The organism is Bacillus xiamenensis, from assembly GCF_000300535.1.
Lineage (GTDB): Bacteria > Bacillota > Bacilli > Bacillales > Bacillaceae > Bacillus > Bacillus xiamenensis.
The window spans coordinates 22,068-41,024 of record NZ_AMSH01000011.1 but is presented as its reverse complement, the minus strand read 5'-3'; the positions used below and the strand labels follow the sequence as shown (position 1 = coordinate 41,024).

Sequence of the window (18,957 nt, the reverse complement as noted above, 5' to 3'; positions counted from 1 at the left end):
AGAACAGCTTCCTTTTCTTGAAACTGTTCTGTTTCCATTTTAGCGTGCGTTATAAAATCGTTCTCGCAGGCTCTTGCCCAATCATTTGTTCAATTTGATTTTGTTTATTTAACACGACCACTTTTGGTGTGTGCGATTTTGCTTCTTCCTCTGACAACATCCCATAAGCGATGATAATGACTTCATCCCCTGGCTGGACCAATCTTGCTGCCGCACCATTTAGACAAATGACACCGCTTTTTCTTTCTCCAGGAATAATGTATGTTTCAAGTCTCGCTCCATTGTGATTATTAACAATTTGCACTTTCTCATTTGCCATCATGCCTGCTGCATCAAGTAAATCTTCGTCGATTGTAATACTGCCTACATAATGTAAGTTTGCTTCTGTCACAGTCGCTTTATGGAGCTTAGAGATCATAAAGGTTCTATACATGTTTTTCACCGCTTTCAGGAACATGGAAAATCACATTATCAATTAGTCTTGCATGAGAGAACTTCACAGCAATGGCAATGATCACTTTGCCAGTTAAATGCTGAAGTGGTTCAAGTTCTGGGTAGGAATAAATCTCAATATAATCAATTTCCCCGCTCGTTTGAAGAATTTCCTCTTCCACCAACTGATAAATATGATTTATATCACGTTCACCTTTTTCAACAGCTGTCTGTCCTTTTTTTAATGCCCGGTATAATGCAGGTGCTTCTTGTCTTTCTGTTTCAGACAAATACACGTTTCTTGAGCTTTTTGCTAAACCGTCTTCTTCTCGAACGGTTGGAACAGACACAAGGTGAAGATCAAAGAAGAAATCCTTGATCATCGCATCGATGACCGCGACTTGCTGTGCATCTTTTAGACCAAAGTAGACATTTGTTGGCGCTACAAGATGAAACAGCTTTGTGAGCACAGTGACAACGCCGTCGAAGTGCCCTGGACGTTTCTTCCCGCATAAGACGTCTGTACGCTTTTGAACGGTCATCGTCACAGATGGTTCACCTTTGTACATTTCCTTCACATCAGGTGTAAATAAAATATCCACTCCGGCTTCCTCAGCAAGGCGCTGGTCTCTTTTTATATCTCTTGGATAGGATTCGAAGTCTTCGTTCGGTCCAAATTGCAAAGGGTTCACAAAAATACTCATCACCACAATGTCATTTTGTTCTCTTGCTTCTTTCACCAAAGTCAAATGTCCTTCATGAAGAAAGCCCATTGTTGGCACAAAACCAATGGAATGCTGCTTCTTTTGCTGCTGCTTTATGAGTTCTTTTAGCTCATGGATATGGGTGACAACGTTCATTTCTTGATTCCCCCATATAAACCTTCAAGGACTTCTTCTTTGATATGAAATGTGTGCATGTCCTCTGGAAATGTGCGTGCTTTTACTTCTTTTGTATATTGTATGAGCGCTTCTTCTACGACAGCATCGATTTGCGCGTATTGTTTCACAAATTTAGGTGTTCTAGACACCCCGTATCCTACCACATCATGGTAAACGAGAACTTGTCCATCTGCCTCAGCTCCTGCACCAATTCCAATGACAGGAATCTTCAGCATGTCGGTAATGCGTTTTGTCAGCTCACCAGGTACGCATTCTAGCACAAGGGCGATTGCACCTGCTTCCTCACATTTCAGACTATCTTCAATCAATTTTTGCGCACTCTCTTTATCTTTTCCTTGGACTTTATACCCGCCAAGTACACCGACTGATTGAGGTGTGAGTCCTAAATGACTGACGACCGGAATTCCGCCTCTTGTCATAGCTTGAATGGATTCGAAAACTCCGTCTCCTCCTTCTAGCTTTAAGGCATCTGCCCCGCTTTCTTGCATCATGCGAGCTGCATTTTTCATCGTTTCTTCTAATGAATAATGATAAGACATAAAGGGCATATCGGTTACAATAAATGTGTCTTTTGCGCCTCTTTTGACCGCTTTTGTGTGATGAATCATATCATCCATCGTCACTTGTACTGTGGAATCAAGCCCAAGTACAACCATCCCAAGTGAATCACCAACTAAGATCATGTCGACTTCCGCTTTTTCCGCTTGCTTTGCAGCTGGATAGTCGTATGCTGTCAGCATCACAATAGGTTCGTTTTGTTCTTTCATTTTGAAAAAATCTAGCTTTGTCTTCATTTGTTCCTCCTCATTCTGGAGAGGAGATGGCTTGCCTCATCACATGCTCTTGCCTCTCATGTGCAGGCGAATCATCCCTCTGTCCAAGTCCCTTAGGATCAAGGCAGAAATTTATCGAATTTTTCTTTCTAACAGGTACAGTTCTTTTTCAGATACTGTCCACACGAAGTATATCAAAAATGTGCCGGGTGTTCCACTTAAGTTGATTTGATCTCGATGTCTGCGGAATAGATTTTTTGGATTCCATCCTCCGTTTCAAGGAGTAGAACACCTTCATCATTGATTCCAAGCGCCGTTCCAATATATTGCTCATGAAAGGTGCGGGCGACAATACGTTTACCGATGGTCACCGCAAACGATTCCCATAATTGCTTGATCGGAGCAAATCCATGTTTTCTATATTCGTCATACCTTTTTTCAAAGGTGGACATGATGGTTTGAATGAGTGCCGCTCTGTCTACCTTTTTATCTAGTTCCATTCTCAAACTCGTAGCGATCCCCTTTAGTTCATCAGGAAAATCCTCTGCCGTCTGGTTCACATTTATACCCGGACCAATAATCACCGCATGAACCTGATCAGCTTCTGCTTTTAATTCAGTCAAAATGCCCACGACCTTTTTACCGTTTAATAAAATATCGTTTGGCCATTTAATAGATGGGCTGAGTCCTGTTTCTTGTGCGATGGCTTCTGCAATCGCTACAGATGCCAAAAGCGTCATTTGCGGCGCTTTATGTAATGGGATTTCAGGCCTTAGAATCAGACTCATCCAAATGCCTGTCCCATTTGGTGAATACCACGCTCGTTGAAGGCGTCCTTTTCCGTTTGTCTGATGATCACTGACAACAAGCGAGCCGTGGGGCGCTCCTTCATTGACGAAGTCATGGGCGATCAGCTGAGTTGAGGCCACTTCTTCTTGAAAGTAAATATGCCTGCCAAACAGCTCTGTTTCCAAACCAAACAGAATTTCGTCTTCACTAATTTTGTCCGGTTTACGAAGCAGCCGGTACCCTTTTCTTCTGACCGCTTCGACCTCATATCCCTCTTTTCGCAAATCCTCTATATGCTTCCATACCGCCGTTCGAGAGCAGCCAAGCTCATCACATATTTGCTGACTTGAGACAAAGTCTTGCTCAGATGCTGTAAATAGTTCAATTAATCGTTTTCTAATCGCTGATCGCATGCTATAAGCCACTCCTCTATGGCTTCTTTTCGGTTTTCCAACTGGTTTTGCAAAACCGCTTTTTTTACACAAGCAAGCTCTTCTGCAATCCATTTACCTGATGGCTTTTGCCGAAAGGCCATTAAATCTTTTCCTGACACTGCAAGGTCTTGAAGCTTTTTAATCGGCAGCGCATCATATGAATGCTTCGCCGCTTCCAGCTCGTCAAAGAAAATGCGGCGCTCATGTTTGAGCTGCGTGATTTTCAGGCTAGATAGCAGCACATGTTCACCAGCTTCAAACATCTTCTCCTCATCCCAGTCACAATCGACATATTTGCTAATGGCCACTGCTTCTTTTAGAACTTTCGTTGACAGCTTCCATTCTTTTAAGAAAGACACTGCCTCCGCCTCATCAAGACCAAGCAAATGGTTAAAGGCCCCCCATACCTCCTCTAATCCATCCAGTAAATAATAAGGGAAGGCTTGCAAGGATTCATTAAGCCCATACGTTTCAAGGCCTGGCAATTCTTCATACAATTGTGTTGATATGAGGACCTGAATGGCTTTTTCGCAGTAGCGGCCTTTTAAAAGCTTTTCCATTTCAATCTTTTTGCGCTCAACAGAAATGTTGGCAAGCAGGTGCTTATCTTTTTTCATGGCTGCCTCCGTCTTAGGAGAAAGCTCAAACCCGAGCTCGCTTAAAAAACGTACAGCTCTCATCATGCGAAGCGCATCCTCTTGAAATCGGCATGCAGGATCGCCAACCGTTTGGATCCATTTCCGCTCGATATCCTGTTTACCGCCTACATGGTCAATGATGTCACCATGAATATCCATGGCCATTGCATTTATCGTTAAATCTCTTCTTAAAAGATCTTCTTTGAGCGAGGAGATAAACGTCACTTCTTTAGGACGGCGAAAGTCTTCATATTCAGATTCACTTCGAAACGTCGTGACCTCATAGCTGATCCCATCAAGTAAAACAATGACAGTGCCATGCGCTTTGCCTACATCCACTGTTTTATCAAATAAAGACTCTACTGTATCAGGTGTGGCATCTGTCGCAATGTCGATATCCCCAATTTCCCTGCCTAACAGGACATCTCTCACCGCACCGCCGACAAAATAAGCCTGATACCCATGTTCGTGCAGCGTATGTAAAATAGGGAGCGCATGTGTGAATGGTTCATTCATCTTCATCATCACCTTCGATCAATTCTAAGTAAAGATCTTCGTACTCTCTCACAATTTTTTCAGAAGAGAAATGAGCCTCAACACTAGACTTGGCTGCCATCGACACTTGCTCATGGAGCGATTTGTCTTTGAGTAAAGAGATTGCATATGCTGCTGCTCTATCTACATCGCCAAGCGGGACAAGAAATCCTGTCTCTCCATGTGTAATGACCTCTGGGATTCCGCCAACATCTGTCCCAATACAAGGTACTCCGCACGCCATTGCTTCAAGCAGCACAAGGCCGAAGCTTTCTTTCTCAGAAAGCAGCAGCTTCAAATCACTAATCGAATAAAGCTCCTCCACCTTCTCTTGCTTTCCTAAAAATAACACACGGTCCGTAAGTCCCAGTTTTTTCACAAGTTCGCATACAACCGATTTTTCAGGACCGTCCCCAATAAGAAGCAGTTTTGCATCCACCTGTTCAGACATCTTTTTAAACACTTGGATGACATCTTGCACTCGCTTCACCTTGCGGAAATTCGATACATGGATCACGACCTTTTCATCCTGTAACAGCCCATAATGTTTCTTCAGCACTTCATGATCTTCACGTAAATACACGCGCTCATCGACGAAATTATGGATCGTATCAATTTTTTGATCCGGTTTAATCAGATCATACGTTTGAGCGGCTAATGAATGCGACACCGCCGTTACGCGATCAGATGATTCGATGGCAAACCGGATGACTTCCTTTAATGATGGATCATAGCCTAAAACCGTAATATCCGTCCCGTGAAGCGTGGTCACGACTTTCACAGAGTGTCCAGTCATTTGCTTGGCCAAAAACGCACAGACAGCATGCGGGACTGCATAATGCGCATGAATAATATCTAGCTTCTCTCGTTTTGCTACTTCTGCGAGTTTACTTGCTAGTGCAAGGTCATAAGGCGGATATTGAAACACAGCATATTGATTGACATCTACTTCATGAAAATAAATATTCGGATACACTTTATTGAGTCTAAACGGAATACTTGAGGTAATGAAATGAACATCGTGCCCTTTTTCAGCTAAACGTTTTCCAAGCTCTGTGGCAATAATACCCGAACCACCGACACTCGGATAACAAGTGATTCCGACCTTCAATTTTTTCATAATTACCCCCCAAGTAAGTCATCATCCATCAGAAGTGGTTTCTTTGTCAGAAACCCTTCTGCAAAAGCTTTATTGACTTCCCTTCCATACATCGACTCTCTCATTTTGACAAAATCAATATAACCATTTACAAGCGGTGTCTCCACCGAATTTGCCGATTTCACAAATTGGCTTTGATACGCATGTAAACTCTCCATTTTTTGATCCATCTCGTCTGAAATATCAATCACAAAATCTGGACGATGATGACCGTTAATCATGTAATAATACATCTGGCTTATTTTATGCGCCGGCTGCTTGTATGAATCTTCAAATTTATGTATACCTGCAGAAAAAGCCGCCTCTTCTACAAGTGAACCCGCATGACCATGATCAGGATGTCGATCTTGGTGGTGCGGGGCAAAAATAAGTTTTGGTTTGTATGTTCGAATGACACCTGCAATTTCCTTTATCGCTTCGTCATTGATATAAAGTCCTCTATCTGGCAGCGTGAGCTGGATTCGAGTTTTGACGCCTAAAACAGCGGCGGCTGCTTTCGCCTCTTCTTTACGGCTCTCAACCGTTCCATTTGAAGATAATTCAGCCTGAGTCAAGTCACAGATCCCGACACGCGCCCCTTTTTTTACGTATTTTGCAAGCGTACCGCCCATTCCGATCTCTACATCGTCGCTATGGGCACCGAATGCAAGGATATCAAGTGGTTTCATTTGTTCCTCCGTTTTTTGCTACTTCTCGAAAATCAAACGTCCCTTTATTTAAGTTCCTGACTAAAATTTCAGCAGTCCCCATATTGGTTGCAAGTGGTATGGCATACACATCGCAAAGCCGGATGAGTGCAGATACATCAGGTTCATGCGGCTGTGCGGTTAACGGGTCTCTAAAAAAGAGCACAAGATCCATTGCATTATCAGCAATCAAAGCACCAATCTGCTGATCTCCTCCAAGTGGTCCTGATTGAAAACGATGAATGGGAAGCCCTGTCGCTTCTTTCACTCTTAAACCTGTTGTTCCTGTTGCATAAAGTGTATGATCTGCCAAAATATCTCGGTACGCAATGGCAAATTGAATCATGTCACTTTTTTTCTTATCATGAGCGATTAAAGCAATGTTCATCAGGAATCCACTCCTTATATTAGTCGATGATGTTTTCTAAACCATAGACGAGTTGATCAATATGCATTACTTGTTCCACCGACAGCTTCACACCTGACATAAATGATGCACGATTATAAGAATCATGACGAATGGTCAAAGTCTGTCCGTCCATTCCAAACAGCACTTCTTGATGTGCAATCATGCCTGGAAGCCGTACGCTATGCAAGCGAATGCCATCGTAATCTGCTCCACGTGCACCTTCGATTAATTCTTTTTCTTCAGGATGTCCCTGCTTTTTGCTTTCTCTTACTTCTGCAATCATTTCAGCTGTTTTTAAGCCCGTACCGCTTGGAGCGTCCAGTTTTTTATCATGATGAAGCTCAATGATCTCAACATCAGGAAAGTAATTCGCTGCCATTTTGGCAAACTTCATCATTAAAACTGCACCGACAGCAAAGTTAGGGGCAATGATGCATCCTATGCCCTTTTCTTCTGTTAATTGCTGAAGCTCTTTTAGGTCAGCCTCTGAAAAACCAGTTGTCCCTACGACTGGACGTACACCATGTTCAAGTGCTTTTTTCGTATGTACTTTCCCAATTTCTGGTGTCGTCAGATCAATTAGTACATCAGGTGCTGTCTCTGAAAGACACACATCAATATCCGTATAAATGGGTGCATCAGATGTTGTATGAATGACATCAGATAATGTTTGTCCCTCGTGTGTATGATCAAGTGCTGCCACCAGCTCAAAATGGCTTGTTTCTTCTACCAGCTTGACAGCCTCTATCCCCATTCTTCCTCTTGCTCCAGCGATTACTACTTTGATGGTTTGATTCGTCATCGTCTCTACTTCCCTTCTTTTTTCGTCCAGCGGTCTTTGTCTCTTGTATTGAATTTATGCATCACACGATCATGAGCTTCTTCAAGTGAAATATTGAGTGAATTGGCAAGGCATGTTAATACAAACAACACATCGCCAATTTCTTCTTCCATGCTTTTTTCCGTTTCGGTTGTTTTTTTCGGCTTTTCTCCATAATAATGGTTAACCTCTCTTGCCAGCTCACCTAATTCTTCTGTCAGACGGGCCATCATGGCAAGCGGGCTAAAATAACCTTCTTTAAATTGTCCTATGTAATCATCTACTTCTTGCTGCACGTGACGCAGCGTTTTTTCATTCGTCATGAAGCTCATCCTCCTATCCATCTCTTACATGTTAGCGAAATCATAAATATTTGACAAATGTTTAAAACTCAGTTTGCTTGTTTCTCTCCCATACCATATAATATTATCGCTGTCTAAGCAAAAAAAGGAGTGATCTTTTGCTAAAAGAAATTCGTCTTAAAAATATCGTCTTTATTTTGATAGGATCTGCGATTTTTTCTTTCGGTCTTGTTCATTTTAATATGCAAAACAACTTGGCGGAAGGCGGATTTACAGGTATTACACTGCTTTTATATTTTCTATTTCACATTGACCCGTCTATTTCAAACCTTGTCTTAAACATTCCGATCTTTTTTATCGGCTGGAAAATGCTTGGCAGAACGATGTTTACTTATACAATTGTAGGAACAGTTAGTCTTTCAGTCTTTCTGGCTATCTTCCAGCGCTTTCAAATACATATGCCTCTTCAGCACGATTTAGCCTTAGCCGCCCTCTTTGCAGGTGTGTTTATCGGAACAGGCCTCGGGATTATCTTTAAATTCGGCGGTACAACAGGCGGCGTGGACATTATTGCCAGACTGATCAACAAGCATTATCAAGTAGCAATGGGAAGAACGATGTTTATTTTCGACGCGTGCGTCATTACCATCTCTCTTACCTATTTAAATTACAAAGAAGCCATGTATACACTTGTCGCCGTATTTGTTGCTGCGAAAGTGATCGACTTCATGCAAGAAGGCGCTTACGCTGCCAAAGGAGCAATGATTATTTCTGAAAAGGATGACATTATTCAAAAGAAAATCACTGAAGAAATGGAGCGCGGTGTGACGATTCTAAAAGGTGTCGGCTCCTATACGAAACAAGAACGCAATGTCCTTTACTGTGTCGTTCCAAAAAATGAGCTTGCCCATCTCAAAAGTGTCGTCACGTCCGTTGACCCTCATGCATTTGTATCAGTGAGTGACGTTCATGATGTACTCGGTGAAGGATTTACATTAGATGAACATAAAAAGCCGCTCAATCCCCATTAAAAAAAGAAGCACAAAAGCAGTGCTTCTTTTTTTTATGACTTCGGGTAATCAGCTTGCCGCTTTTGCTTCTTCTCTTTTTCAGCACGGTATTTACGAAACCCAACATACGTTAAAGTGAATAAAATGATACTCCCTGTTGTTAAGATGACCCAAAAAAGCGATGGATCGGCTTCATCTTGATCGACATGAGCGAACACACTTGATAAATCCTCTTCCAGCTTGGTAAGACGCTCAAGCTTTGTCCCACTCGAAGCTTTTAAAAATTCACCTTGCTCAATCACGTCCATGTGCTGCTTAATCGTGTGAAGCCTTTCAGGCGAAATATCAATGGTTAAACTCGGATAAATCATATCGTATAAAGAAACCAGCTCATTCCAAGTTTCATAGAACGCCGTTGATTCTGGATCTTTCACTTCCTTCTTCAATGCAGGAAATGACCCCATAATCGGCTTCTCTAACGAACCCCAAAGAGGCTCTGAACTAGATTGAATCGCATCGATCAGCATTCTAAACTGAGAGGCATATCGAAGTTTTTCGCGTTCATTTAAGTCTTCCTGCGGGAGTCCTTTAATGATATCTTGATAGCCAAGTGTAATTTGCCGGACCTGCGTATTCGTCAGAGTTCCACGCCAATTCTCAGCTTTAAATGTCTTTTCAACATACAATGCGACTTGTAGCGCCTCATCATATTTAGCTTGTCTCGTTAATTGAAAGATTGAATCTGATAGTTCCGTCAATTCTTGCAGCGCTTTAGCGGTTGTTTCCTCACCTTCCGCAGCAGCTGGATGTAAGACGAGAAAAAATAATAGAATCATCGCAATTGGCTTTCGTTTCATGCAAGTCCCTCCTAGCCCTTCTCCATACAGCGTATGAAGAAAAGGACAAGGTTAGACCAACATTGTTAAGGGAGTTCAAGCTTGGCCGATTTTTTGGAAATGACCAGATAATACGAAACGAGAAGAACAGCGATACTTAACCAAAATGTGACATAGCCAATCTCATTCGAATACGCAGAAAGCATAGAATAACGCGGCATCATACCAAATACATAATCAATCACATCATTATGTAAAATCCATATACCAGCGACAACCAAGTGGCGCATTTGAAAGCGGTAATATGGGGCAAATAATACAGCCTGAACCGCCATGGCAAAGTGTGAACCAATCAGCATATACCCTTCCCACGGAAAATCTTCAACAGAAACCAGCACGAAGATATTCATCCCTACGGCCCATAACCCATATTTGATCAAGGTGACAAGGGCAAGTGCTTCAAAATAAGGAGCGTGACGTTTCATCAGAAAAGCTAGTAATACAAATAAAAAGAAAAAGCTTGCCGTTGGGCTGTCTGGAACAAAAGGTAAAAAGATAGCCGGCGTCTCTACAAGCTGCGGAATATACCAGTAATAGCCGTACACAGTGCCAAGAAAATTGACAATGAGCACCAGCACAAGCATGTAGCGTGTGGCTAGCAGATATTGAATCCATCTCATATTTCTCTTCACTCACGATCTGTTAAAATCAGAAAAAAGCTGACAGCGCCAGCTTTTTTCTCCTTTGAGTATATCCTTGTACTTGCATTTAAACAACTGAATTATTTAGATTTGACCTCAGATAAATATTTCGAGAGTTTTTCAAGTTCTTCATCACTGCCTTTGAAGATGCCCTTAGGCATGTTTCCTTTTCCTTCTACAGCGATTTTCGCTATTTGTTCAGGTGTTAAGCCATTGTCAACAAGTGACGGCCCAGCTGCACCGCCTTGCATATTATCCCCGTGACAGGAGATACATGTCTGCTCTTGATAAATTTTATACTCTTCGGCTGAGGTGTCAATTTCTGCTTCTTTCTTAATTTCACCTTGCTTCGCTGCTGCTTCCCAATCATGAGTAGCAACAGATTCCCACGTTAAATATGTTGCTGCACCAACGGCAAGAATCATCATACCGACTGCAATCGGTCTTCTATATGGTCTACGTTCAGGACCAGAATCGAGAAATGGTGCGAGTAAAAGAGCACCAAACGCAATTCCAGGCATAATCATCGCGCCCACAACCGTATAGCTTCCTGCAGCAAATTCATATTTCAACAACTGGTACAAAAATAGGAAATACCAGTCTGGCAGCGGAATATAGCCCGTATCTGTTGGATCAGCCATCCGCTCAAGCGGAGGTGCATGAACAACAGTTAGGACAAGAAATCCAATTAAAAAAACGGCACCTACAAGCCATTCCTTTAAAAGAAAGTTCGGCCAAAAGGCTTCTGTTTTTCCCGGATATTCGGAATAGTCTTTAGGTATGTTAGGTTTTCTTTCTGCCGGTATTCTGGAATCTCCGACAAACTTCATCCCTTTTCCCCTATGCAAAGTCATCCCCTCCTCATTGAACATTCATCAAACGCAAAATTTTACAGCGGTCCAGAAATTCCTTGCTTACGAATCATAATAAAGTGGGCAGCCATCAGCCCAAATAATGCCGCTGGCAAGAAAAAGACATGGATAGCGAAAAATCTCGTCAGCGTTTGTGCTCCTACAATGTCAGGATGACCTGCAAGCAGCGTTTTAATCTCTTTTCCAATGAAAGGTGTCGCCTCTGCAATTTGAAGACCAACCTTCGTCGCAAACAGCGCCTTCATATCCCATGGTAAAAGATACCCTGTAAAACCAAGTCCAAGCATCACAAAGAAAATGAGCACACCTACAATCCAGTTTAGCTCTCTCGGCTTCTTATACGCCCCTTGGAAAAAGACCCGTAGCGTATGTAAAAACATCATCACGATTACTAGACTCGCACCCCAGTGGTGCATCCCTCTGACAATCTGTCCAAATGCGACTTCATTTTGCAAATAATAGACAGATTCCCATGCGTTTTTAATATCCGGCACATAATACATCGTTAAAAACATACCCGAAAGGACTTGAATGACAGTCACAAAAAACGTTAAACCGCCAAAACAATACACAAAAGCAGAGAAATGATGCGCTGGATTGACGTGCTCCGGCACTTCATGATCCGCAATATCTCTCCATATCGGTGTAATGTCTAGCCGCTCATCTACCCAATCATAAATCTTGTTAAGCATCGTTACCCTTCCCCTTTCGGCACAGCTTTTCCAAGATAGAGGTATCCGTCCTTCACTTGCTGCTTATAATGGTCAAGCGGCGCAAGCGGCGGAGTTCCGGGTACGTTTGTACCATCCTTGTCGTACAGCCCATAGTGACACGGGCAGAAAAATTTGTTTGGATTTTTCGGATCACTGTTCCAGTTCACTGTACATCCTAAATGTTTACAGATTGGCGATAAAGCGACAATTTCATCCCCTTCTTTGTACACCCATGCTGACCTAGATTCCTTTGACTCATACCATGCATCTACTTGGTCAATTTTAAAGTCAAAGCGCTTCGGTTCCTTTGTCAATTCATCCACACTGACAACTTGAACCATATCCTGATCCTCTGTTCCTTTTAGCACAGGGTCAAGCGCAAAGCGAACCATAGGCATGAGCATTCCAGCGGCCATAAATCCCCCCACGCCGGTCAACGTGTAATTCAAAAATTGACGCCTGGACACTCCATGTCTCTTCTCGCTCATTTTTTTCTCCCCCCCTCAGGTCGTCAGCTACTTTATAACTGAATTAGAAAAAATTTCATAAAACTAGGACACCCTCATAATATATCAATCTATTCACAAGGTCAACAGCCTAAAAAGCTATGTACAATGCAAATGTAAGGGTTTTTATGAAGGGTTCCATTTTTGTAACAAAAAGTTCAAAATTTGTTCTACACTGTCTTGAATGACTTTTTGTTTTAATTCGACCTTTAAATGCTCCAATGGAACCGGGTGCAGCAAAAATAGCGACTCATTCACTTCTAACTGCTCTTTCCACTGATGATCGGAAGTGATAAATACGACATGCTGAAAATGTTCTTGTAATGATTGTTTCACTGCAAGTATGTCGTCTTGTTTACGATCATTGACTTCTAAATATGTATGTGGAGGAAAAAGAAACACTCTGCCTTTTAGCTGCCTTTCAAGATCCTCTGCCACTAGAATTGTAAACTCCCCTAAAGATGCGGTTTGTTTAATTTGGTTTGCACTGATCCTAATTAATGGAATGATAGCGGTATCAATGTAATCTTTAGATTGTAAAAAGCGTTCCGCGTCCTCCGCCTGAAACTTCATCTAGTTCCCCTCTTTCATCACATAAGCCCTGCCTGAATAGGGCAAGGCTTATTGGCTGACTTTATGATAATAGGCTTAATTCTTTGGCTAACTTATTAAACGTTTCTTGATCATGACGGTCAAGCGCTTCATCTATTTCTTTCATAAGCCGTTCTTTTTGGAAAGTAGCGATAGAGTGCTCTAATACTTTCTCAGCAAGATCCTTATCTTTTTCATTTTCATAAAGATCTTTAGGAATATGAGGATTTGTTTCTAGAACGGCTGCATATTCCGGCGAACGATAAGCGGAGCGGAAATTCAACTGAATAAACAAATCTTGCTGTTTATTCAAACGAATATCATGAAATGATTTTTCAGCATCTGTCGTCATGATGTTTTCTTTATAAAATCTAAAGGGAACTTCATCCACACAGTGTGTTGACATAATAATTCCCCTTGGGCAAAATTCTGCTTGCTCTACAAAATGAACCTTTTCCATCAAAGAGTCGTGACTCATTAAATAATTTAATATCCAAACACATTCTCTTCGCTTTAACTGATAATGGTTTAAGAACCACCGGATAAATTCCTTTTTTTCATTGACAGAAACAGGGGTCTGCATGTTATTCCCTCCTCTATCGTAAATTAAATTGCTATACCTGAATTATTCAACAAACCAGTTCTTCATTCCTGCAAACTATAAGGAAATTTCGTCTTCAATTCTTAAAATTGTTTCTTGAATTTCTTCATTCACGCCATCTTTTTGAAGAACTTTACGTAATAACGGTAAGGCTTCTTTTTGTCTGCCTTCTTCTAAAAGGAACGAAGCGTATTCGTATAAAAAGTCACGGTCCTCATCAAAATCAGGCAGAGCAAGTTTGAAATACTCAGCTGCTTCTTCGTATTCCTCTCGTCCAACAGAAGCAGAAGCAGCATACCAGTTCCATTTTGGATCATCTTCTCCAAAACTCTTAACTTCTTTGATGACATCGAGAATGTCATCATACAGCTCTTCATTTAAATAGATCGCTAGCAGTGTTTGAACCGCTTCAATATATCCTGGATCAAGGGCGAGTGCTTCTTGAAGCAGCTTTTTCGCATCTTCCGAATCGCCATTTTTCAAAGCAATCTTTGCCCCATATAAATATAACTCTTTGTTATACTCATCCATTTTAATACCTTCTTTTACTGCCTCTAACGCCTCATGATATAGTCCTTCTTCCTCATAGCTTTTGGCTAAAGGCATATAAAGTGACGAATAAGATGGATCCATCTCTTTTAGTACTGAAAGCTGCTGAATAGCTGTCTTCGTTCTGCCAGCCCTCATTGCTGTAAATCCGTAGCCAAAGAGTGTATTTGGGTCTGCTTGATCCTTTACCGCCTTTTCATACCATTCAAGCGCATCTTCAAATTCTCCAGCTGTGCTTAACGATTCAGCGAGACGCTGATATACATTGACGCCGCCAACCTCATTTTGTTGATCGGCCACTTTGTAGAAATAATCGGCTGCTTTCTTTGAAAGACCTTGAGAAAAGTACAATTCACCTAACGCGAAGTCAATGACGGCTTCATTAGGTAATAATTCTTTCGCTTTTAAAAGCTTTTGTTCACTCACTTCAAATAGCCCTTGCATTTGATACAAATCCGCCATTAACAATAAACTCTCTGGATACGCATCGTCATCTTCAGGAATCGTTTCAAGTACAGCAATTGCCTTCTCTTCTTCATCAGAGTCAATGAGTAGCTCTGCATAAAAACAGGTTAATCCAGTTTCCTCTGGATATAAATCATGTAAATCACTGATGAGATTCCGCGCTTTGCCAATATCTCCCCACTCATAATATAACTGAGCTGCCTGCGCCTTTTCTTCATCGTGTAGATGCTTCTCTGCTTGTGCAAGTGTTTGGAGTCCTTTTTCAGTCTCACCTGCCTCAACTAATTTTATGGCTTCTTGTAATGAACTATTCAAATCAAACCGTTCCTTTCTGTTTCCAAAAACCTAAACTGTTGTTACTTCATATCATAATCGACAGCTGCATATCCAGCAAATATGTTGCTCTTTTCACATGAAGCCATTTTTGTCTTTTAAAGACTCTTTTTCAATCAATACTTTACTAAACTGACGATTTGTAAACCGTAAACGCTAAAAAATCATGTTTGAATCAACAAAACGTTTTTTTTCAAGGTTTCACCTTGAGACAAGCTATGCTATCATTCTTTCAAATATGCAAAAGGAAAGAAAAAGCCTGAGGAAATCCTCAGACTGTTTTCGTTAAGTATTCAATGTGTTCAAAGAAATTTGGATAAGATACACGCACTGCATCTGTATCTTCAATTTCAATTGCTTGCTCTGTGATACATGCAGCAATTCCTAACATCATACCAATTCGGTGATCTCCGTAGCTGGAGACGACTGCGCCGCCCTTAAGGCTGGTTTTACCATGAATCTTCATTCCATCATCAGTTGCTTCAATATGAGCACCTAGTTTTTTAAGTTCTGAAACGACGGTATCAATTCGATTGGTTTCTTTTACTTTTAACTCAGCCGCATCTTTAATGATCGTTGTTCCTTCTGCTTGAGTAGCTAGAAGCGCAATAATAGGAATTTCGTCGATGAGTCTGGAGATGATATCACCAGAAATTTCAATCCCTTTTAAGGAAGAGGTAGAGATGATTAAATCACCGTATGGTTCTCCGCCTTTTGCATCCACTTCATGAATGTCCAGGTTCGCACCCATTTGCTTCAGTACATCTATAATGCCAGTTCTTGTTTTGTTTAAGCCGACATTTTTCAATACAATCCGGCTGTTTGGAACGATAGATCCAGCTACTAGGAAAAAGGCAGCTGAAGATATATCTCCTGGGACAAATATATCTGTCGCTTTTAATGTTTGTCCCCCTTCAATGGAGACACTTTGTGCGTCTTCATGTAGCGAGACACCAAACATTGAGAGCATTCTTTCGGTATGATCTCTTGATTTATGGGGCTCAGTTAACGTCGTTGTTCCTTCTGCTTGCAGTCCAGCTAAAAGGACAGCCGACTTAATTTGCGCACTTGCAACCGGAGACTTGTAAGAGATGGCTTTTAGATTGCCCCCGCGTATAGAAAGTGGTGTATACTCGCCATTTGCTCTGCCATCTATTTTGGCGCCTAATTGTCTTAGCGGACCTGTTACTCGTTTCATTGGTCGTTTGGCAATACTTTCGTCACCGATCAGCGTACTGTGGAACTCACAGCCAGCTAAGATTCCCATCATTAAACGAATGGTGGTGCCAGAATTACCAACATCAAGGATATCACTCGGCTCTTTAAGCTCTTTCAGTCCTTTGCCGTGAATGACAACATCTGTTCCTTTTTGTTCGATGTCTACACCCATCTTTCTAAAGCAATCAATCGTACTTAAACAATCAGCTCCAGGAAGAAAGTTTTTCACTACTGTTGTCCCATCAGCGATAGCACCAAACATCACGGATCTATGAGAAATGGATTTGTCGCCAGGAATATGAATTTCTCCGTTCATAGGAGCATGTTTATGAATTTTCATGTTCGTCACCTCAGTCAGCATAAAATGTATCGTAATTCGCTCTATTTTTTATACAGAGTTCTGCCCGCTTGCGATCGTCATCTGTTTGAAAACTAATGCGTAAAATCCCGTTAATGTCTTCACGTGTTTCAATAATACGGATATTCGTAATACTAATATTTTCACTTGCTAGATAACCTGTAATTTCAGAAATAACACCAGGATGATCCGGAACATCCACATAAAGATCATAAAAAGCAGGGATCGCTCCTTTTTTTCTTAGAGGAAGGCCGTCACGATATTCCTTTGCATCTTGAAAATAAGAGAATAATCTCTCAGCGTCTTCTTGCTGCACAAAGGATTCGATGCGCTCAATCTCTTTTTTCCATTCCTGGAATCTGTCTAAAATCTTGTTTTTATTGTGCAAAAGGATATCGCGCCACATGGCAGGATTACTTGATGCAATACGGGTAATATCCCGAAATCCACCAGCTGCAAACCGTTTGACAAGAGGAAATTGCTCTTCAAAATGGTGCGCTTGATGCACAAGACTAGCCGCGACTATATGCGGAAAGTGACTGATGACACTTGTCACGGCGTCATGTTCTTCCGGCGTCATTTCTATAAAATGAGCATTCGTTCCCTTCAGCAATTCCATCAAACGATCAATAGCCTGACGACTTGTTACCTTTGCTGGCGTTAAAATGTAGAATGCATTTTCAAATAAGAAGTCTTTCGCTGCAATGACACCTGATTTATGAGAACCGGCCATTGGATGTCCACCAATAAATTGGTAGTGATCAGGCAGCGTTTTTTCCGCAAAATTAACAACCTTCTGCTTTGTGCTACCCACATCCGTAATCGTTAGCTCTCTTTCAATTCCAGATGCTGCAATATCACTTAGCATTTTGATTGTTTGTTGAACTGGCGTTGCCAAAATAATGGTTGCTGATTCATGTAAACCTTCCATAAATGAATCGGCTGTTGCATCAATGATGCCAAGCTTTGTTGCAGCAACCATTTGCTCTTTAGCAACATCATAGCCTACAATTTTTTTATGAGGAAACTCTTTTTTAATTGACAGTGCAATGGAACCGCCAATTAAACCAAGTCCAGCGATTAATATGGTTTCGTTTGCTTCATTCATGTTCATCACCTGATTTTTCGTGAAAATTAAACAAGCCGTTTCAATAGCTGATATGTATAGTGGATGAGCTACAACGAAAGCCATATCCTATAAACAGGATATGACTTCATTGTTATGCTACGCACGAATGCCTTCTAATAAATTGGCGAGTGTAGTTAAAATTTCTTCATTTTGCTCCTTCGTTCCAACAGTAATACGCAAAGAAGTTGGAAAGCCGAGTGCTTTACCAGAACGAACAATATAGCCTTTTTTCAATAGGGCATTGAACAGTTCATCTGCATCTCTTTGAAAATCAATCAGCACAAAGTTTGTTTGAGATGGATAGATAAACAGCCCAAAGCGGTCTGCAAATGCTTGATATTGCTTGAGACCTGCTTCATTTTTTTGTCTGCACGATTGAATGAAGTCTTGATCTTTTATAGCAGCACGCGCAGCTGCCTGAGCGATACGACTTGTATTAAATGGCTCTCTCGCTGGTTCAATGGCAGTAATCAGTTCCTCTGACGCAATCCCGTACCCTACTCGAAGTGCTGCCAGTCCATATGCTTTAGAAAACGTTCGGAGCACAATGACATTTTGATAGGAGTTTAATAAAGATAAACTATCCGGAAAGTCTTCCGCACGAACATATTCAAAATACGCTTCATCTAGAACGACAAGCACGTGAGCTGGCACTTGATCTAAAAATGACACGAGCTCAGATTCTGACAAATGATTTCCCGTCGGATTATTTGGATTACATACCCAAACAACCTTCGTGTTTTCATCAATCGCAGCCAGCATCCCCTTCAGATCATGAGCTCCTCCGTCTAAAAGCGGCACTTCACGAATTTCTGCATGTTCAATCACTGCATTGTGACGATATTGCGGAAAAGATGGAGATGGGATAACGGTATTTGTATGTTGGTCAAGGAATGCTCTAGCAATAATTTGCACAAGTTCATCTGAGCCATTCCCGAAAATTAATTGTTTTTCATTTACTTGAAGAAATGCAGCTAGCTCCGATCTTAACTCTGCGCTGTATCCATCTGGATAAATCGCTAAGTGTTCGAGCTCAGCTTGTATGGCCTCTTTTGCATGTGTGGAACATCCAAAAGGGTTTTCATTTGAAGCCAATTTCACAATTTTATCTAATTGATATTCTTTTTTGACCTCTTCAATTGGTTTCCCAGGTTGATACGGTTTTAGTTGTTTTAATTGATCTTTGATTTGCAACAT

General features: G+C 41.4%; 22 protein-coding genes. 1 reads left to right on the top strand and 21 read right to left on the bottom strand.

Going from position 1 to position 18,957, the window contains the following annotated elements; all coding sequences use genetic code 11:
- Nucleotides 1-49: 49 nt before the first annotated feature.
- The 10 genes from panD to BA1_RS06155 all read right to left on the bottom strand — a co-directional run bounded on the left by panD (nucleotide 50) and on the right by BA1_RS06155 (nucleotide 7,899).
- On the bottom strand, nucleotides 50-433 hold the full coding sequence (panD, locus tag BA1_RS06200) for an aspartate 1-decarboxylase (protein ID WP_008356795.1): 384 nt from the start codon (nucleotides 431-433) through the stop codon (nucleotides 50-52).
- A complete protein-coding gene (gene panC / locus BA1_RS06195; protein WP_008356793.1) occupies nucleotides 426-1,292 on the bottom strand; it encodes a pantoate--beta-alanine ligase in 867 nt (288 codons plus the stop codon). Before panC ends, panD begins: the two co-directional genes overlap by 8 nt.
- On the bottom strand, nucleotides 1,289-2,128 hold the full coding sequence (panB, locus tag BA1_RS06190; RefSeq protein WP_008356791.1) for a 3-methyl-2-oxobutanoate hydroxymethyltransferase: 840 nt from the start codon (nucleotides 2,126-2,128) through the stop codon (nucleotides 1,289-1,291). The genes panC and panB overlap by 4 nt, the downstream gene beginning before the upstream one ends.
- 197 nt (nucleotides 2,129-2,325) lie before the next feature.
- Nucleotides 2,326-3,309, bottom strand: a complete 984-nt coding sequence (locus BA1_RS06185) for a bifunctional biotin--[acetyl-CoA-carboxylase] synthetase/biotin operon repressor (protein ID WP_008356789.1) — start codon at nucleotides 3,307-3,309, stop codon at nucleotides 2,326-2,328.
- Nucleotides 3,282-4,484: a CCA tRNA nucleotidyltransferase gene (locus tag BA1_RS06180; RefSeq protein ID WP_008356788.1), complete on the bottom strand. Its 1,203-nt coding sequence runs from the start codon at nucleotides 4,482-4,484 to the stop codon at nucleotides 3,282-3,284. Before BA1_RS06180 ends, BA1_RS06185 begins: the two co-directional genes overlap by 28 nt.
- Complete coding sequence (gene bshA, locus BA1_RS06175; protein ID WP_008356785.1) at nucleotides 4,477-5,622, bottom strand: N-acetyl-alpha-D-glucosaminyl L-malate synthase BshA; 1,146 nt, start codon at nucleotides 5,620-5,622, stop codon at nucleotides 4,477-4,479. The genes BA1_RS06180 and bshA overlap by 8 nt, the downstream gene beginning before the upstream one ends.
- Before the next feature lie 2 nt (nucleotides 5,623-5,624).
- On the bottom strand, nucleotides 5,625-6,329 hold the full coding sequence (bshB1, locus tag BA1_RS06170) for a bacillithiol biosynthesis deacetylase BshB1 (protein WP_008356782.1): 705 nt from the start codon (nucleotides 6,327-6,329) through the stop codon (nucleotides 5,625-5,627).
- Nucleotides 6,316-6,735 (bottom strand): methylglyoxal synthase, encoded by a 420-nt coding sequence (gene mgsA / locus BA1_RS06165; protein ID WP_008356781.1) that lies wholly within the window; start codon nucleotides 6,733-6,735, stop codon nucleotides 6,316-6,318. The genes bshB1 and mgsA overlap by 14 nt, the downstream gene beginning before the upstream one ends.
- A gap of 19 nt (nucleotides 6,736-6,754) precedes the next feature.
- Nucleotides 6,755-7,558, bottom strand: coding sequence for a 4-hydroxy-tetrahydrodipicolinate reductase (gene dapB, locus BA1_RS06160; RefSeq protein ID WP_008356779.1), 804 nt, complete (start codon nucleotides 7,556-7,558; stop codon nucleotides 6,755-6,757).
- 5 nt (nucleotides 7,559-7,563) lie between these two features.
- On the bottom strand, nucleotides 7,564-7,899 hold the full coding sequence (locus BA1_RS06155) for a nucleotide pyrophosphohydrolase (RefSeq protein ID WP_008344575.1): 336 nt from the start codon (nucleotides 7,897-7,899) through the stop codon (nucleotides 7,564-7,566).
- Nucleotides 7,900-8,036: 137 nt separating this feature from the next.
- On the opposite strand from BA1_RS06155, the gene BA1_RS06150 reads away from it, so the two are divergent.
- On the top strand, nucleotides 8,037-8,909 hold the full coding sequence (locus BA1_RS06150; protein WP_008356777.1) for a YitT family protein: 873 nt from the start codon (nucleotides 8,037-8,039) through the stop codon (nucleotides 8,907-8,909).
- A 32-nt stretch (nucleotides 8,910-8,941) separates the two neighbouring features.
- Here BA1_RS06150 and ypjB read toward each other — a convergent pair whose 3' ends face one another.
- The 11 genes from ypjB to hisC form a co-directional block, all read right to left on the bottom strand.
- A complete protein-coding gene (gene ypjB / locus BA1_RS06145; RefSeq protein ID WP_008356775.1) occupies nucleotides 8,942-9,745 on the bottom strand; it encodes a sporulation protein YpjB in 804 nt (267 codons plus the stop codon).
- Nucleotides 9,746-9,810: 65 nt separating this feature from the next.
- Nucleotides 9,811-10,404, bottom strand: coding sequence for a lipoprotein heptaprenylglyceryl N-acetyltransferase LhaT (gene lhaT / locus BA1_RS06140; RefSeq protein WP_008356773.1), 594 nt, complete (start codon nucleotides 10,402-10,404; stop codon nucleotides 9,811-9,813).
- A gap of 101 nt (nucleotides 10,405-10,505) precedes the next feature.
- Nucleotides 10,506-11,273 (bottom strand): menaquinol-cytochrome c reductase cytochrome b/c subunit, encoded by a 768-nt coding sequence (locus tag BA1_RS06135; protein WP_008356771.1) that lies wholly within the window; start codon nucleotides 11,271-11,273, stop codon nucleotides 10,506-10,508.
- A 41-nt stretch (nucleotides 11,274-11,314) separates the two neighbouring features.
- Nucleotides 11,315-11,989, bottom strand: coding sequence for a menaquinol-cytochrome c reductase cytochrome b subunit (gene qcrB / locus BA1_RS06130; RefSeq protein ID WP_003215804.1), 675 nt, complete (start codon nucleotides 11,987-11,989; stop codon nucleotides 11,315-11,317).
- Nucleotides 11,990-11,991: 2 nt separating this feature from the next.
- Nucleotides 11,992-12,498: a ubiquinol-cytochrome c reductase iron-sulfur subunit gene (locus BA1_RS06125; RefSeq protein WP_007500911.1), complete on the bottom strand. Its 507-nt coding sequence runs from the start codon at nucleotides 12,496-12,498 to the stop codon at nucleotides 11,992-11,994.
- A 144-nt stretch (nucleotides 12,499-12,642) separates the two neighbouring features.
- The gene (locus BA1_RS06120; RefSeq protein WP_008356769.1) at nucleotides 12,643-13,089 is read right to left on the bottom strand and encodes a YpiF family protein; all 447 of its coding nucleotides are present in this window, start codon (nucleotides 13,087-13,089) and stop codon (nucleotides 12,643-12,645) included.
- Between the two features lie 61 nt (nucleotides 13,090-13,150).
- On the bottom strand, nucleotides 13,151-13,690 hold the full coding sequence (locus BA1_RS06115; protein ID WP_008344562.1) for a ReoY family proteolytic degradation factor: 540 nt from the start codon (nucleotides 13,688-13,690) through the stop codon (nucleotides 13,151-13,153).
- A gap of 75 nt (nucleotides 13,691-13,765) precedes the next feature.
- Nucleotides 13,766-15,037 carry a tetratricopeptide repeat protein gene (locus tag BA1_RS06110; RefSeq protein ID WP_008356767.1) on the bottom strand — a complete coding sequence of 424 codons (1,272 nt, stop codon included), beginning with the start codon at nucleotides 15,035-15,037 and terminating at the stop codon, nucleotides 13,766-13,768.
- 289 nt (nucleotides 15,038-15,326) lie between these two features.
- Nucleotides 15,327-16,613 carry a 3-phosphoshikimate 1-carboxyvinyltransferase gene (aroA, locus tag BA1_RS06105; RefSeq protein WP_008356765.1) on the bottom strand — a complete coding sequence of 429 codons (1,287 nt, stop codon included), beginning with the start codon at nucleotides 16,611-16,613 and terminating at the stop codon, nucleotides 15,327-15,329.
- Nucleotides 16,614-16,623: 10 nt separating this feature from the next.
- Nucleotides 16,624-17,739 (bottom strand): prephenate dehydrogenase, encoded by a 1,116-nt coding sequence (locus tag BA1_RS06100; RefSeq protein WP_008356763.1) that lies wholly within the window; start codon nucleotides 17,737-17,739, stop codon nucleotides 16,624-16,626.
- Between the two features lie 117 nt (nucleotides 17,740-17,856).
- Nucleotides 17,857-18,954, bottom strand: a complete 1,098-nt coding sequence (gene hisC / locus BA1_RS06095) for a histidinol-phosphate transaminase (protein WP_034738567.1) — start codon at nucleotides 18,952-18,954, stop codon at nucleotides 17,857-17,859.
- Nucleotides 18,955-18,957: the final 3 nt, after the last annotated feature.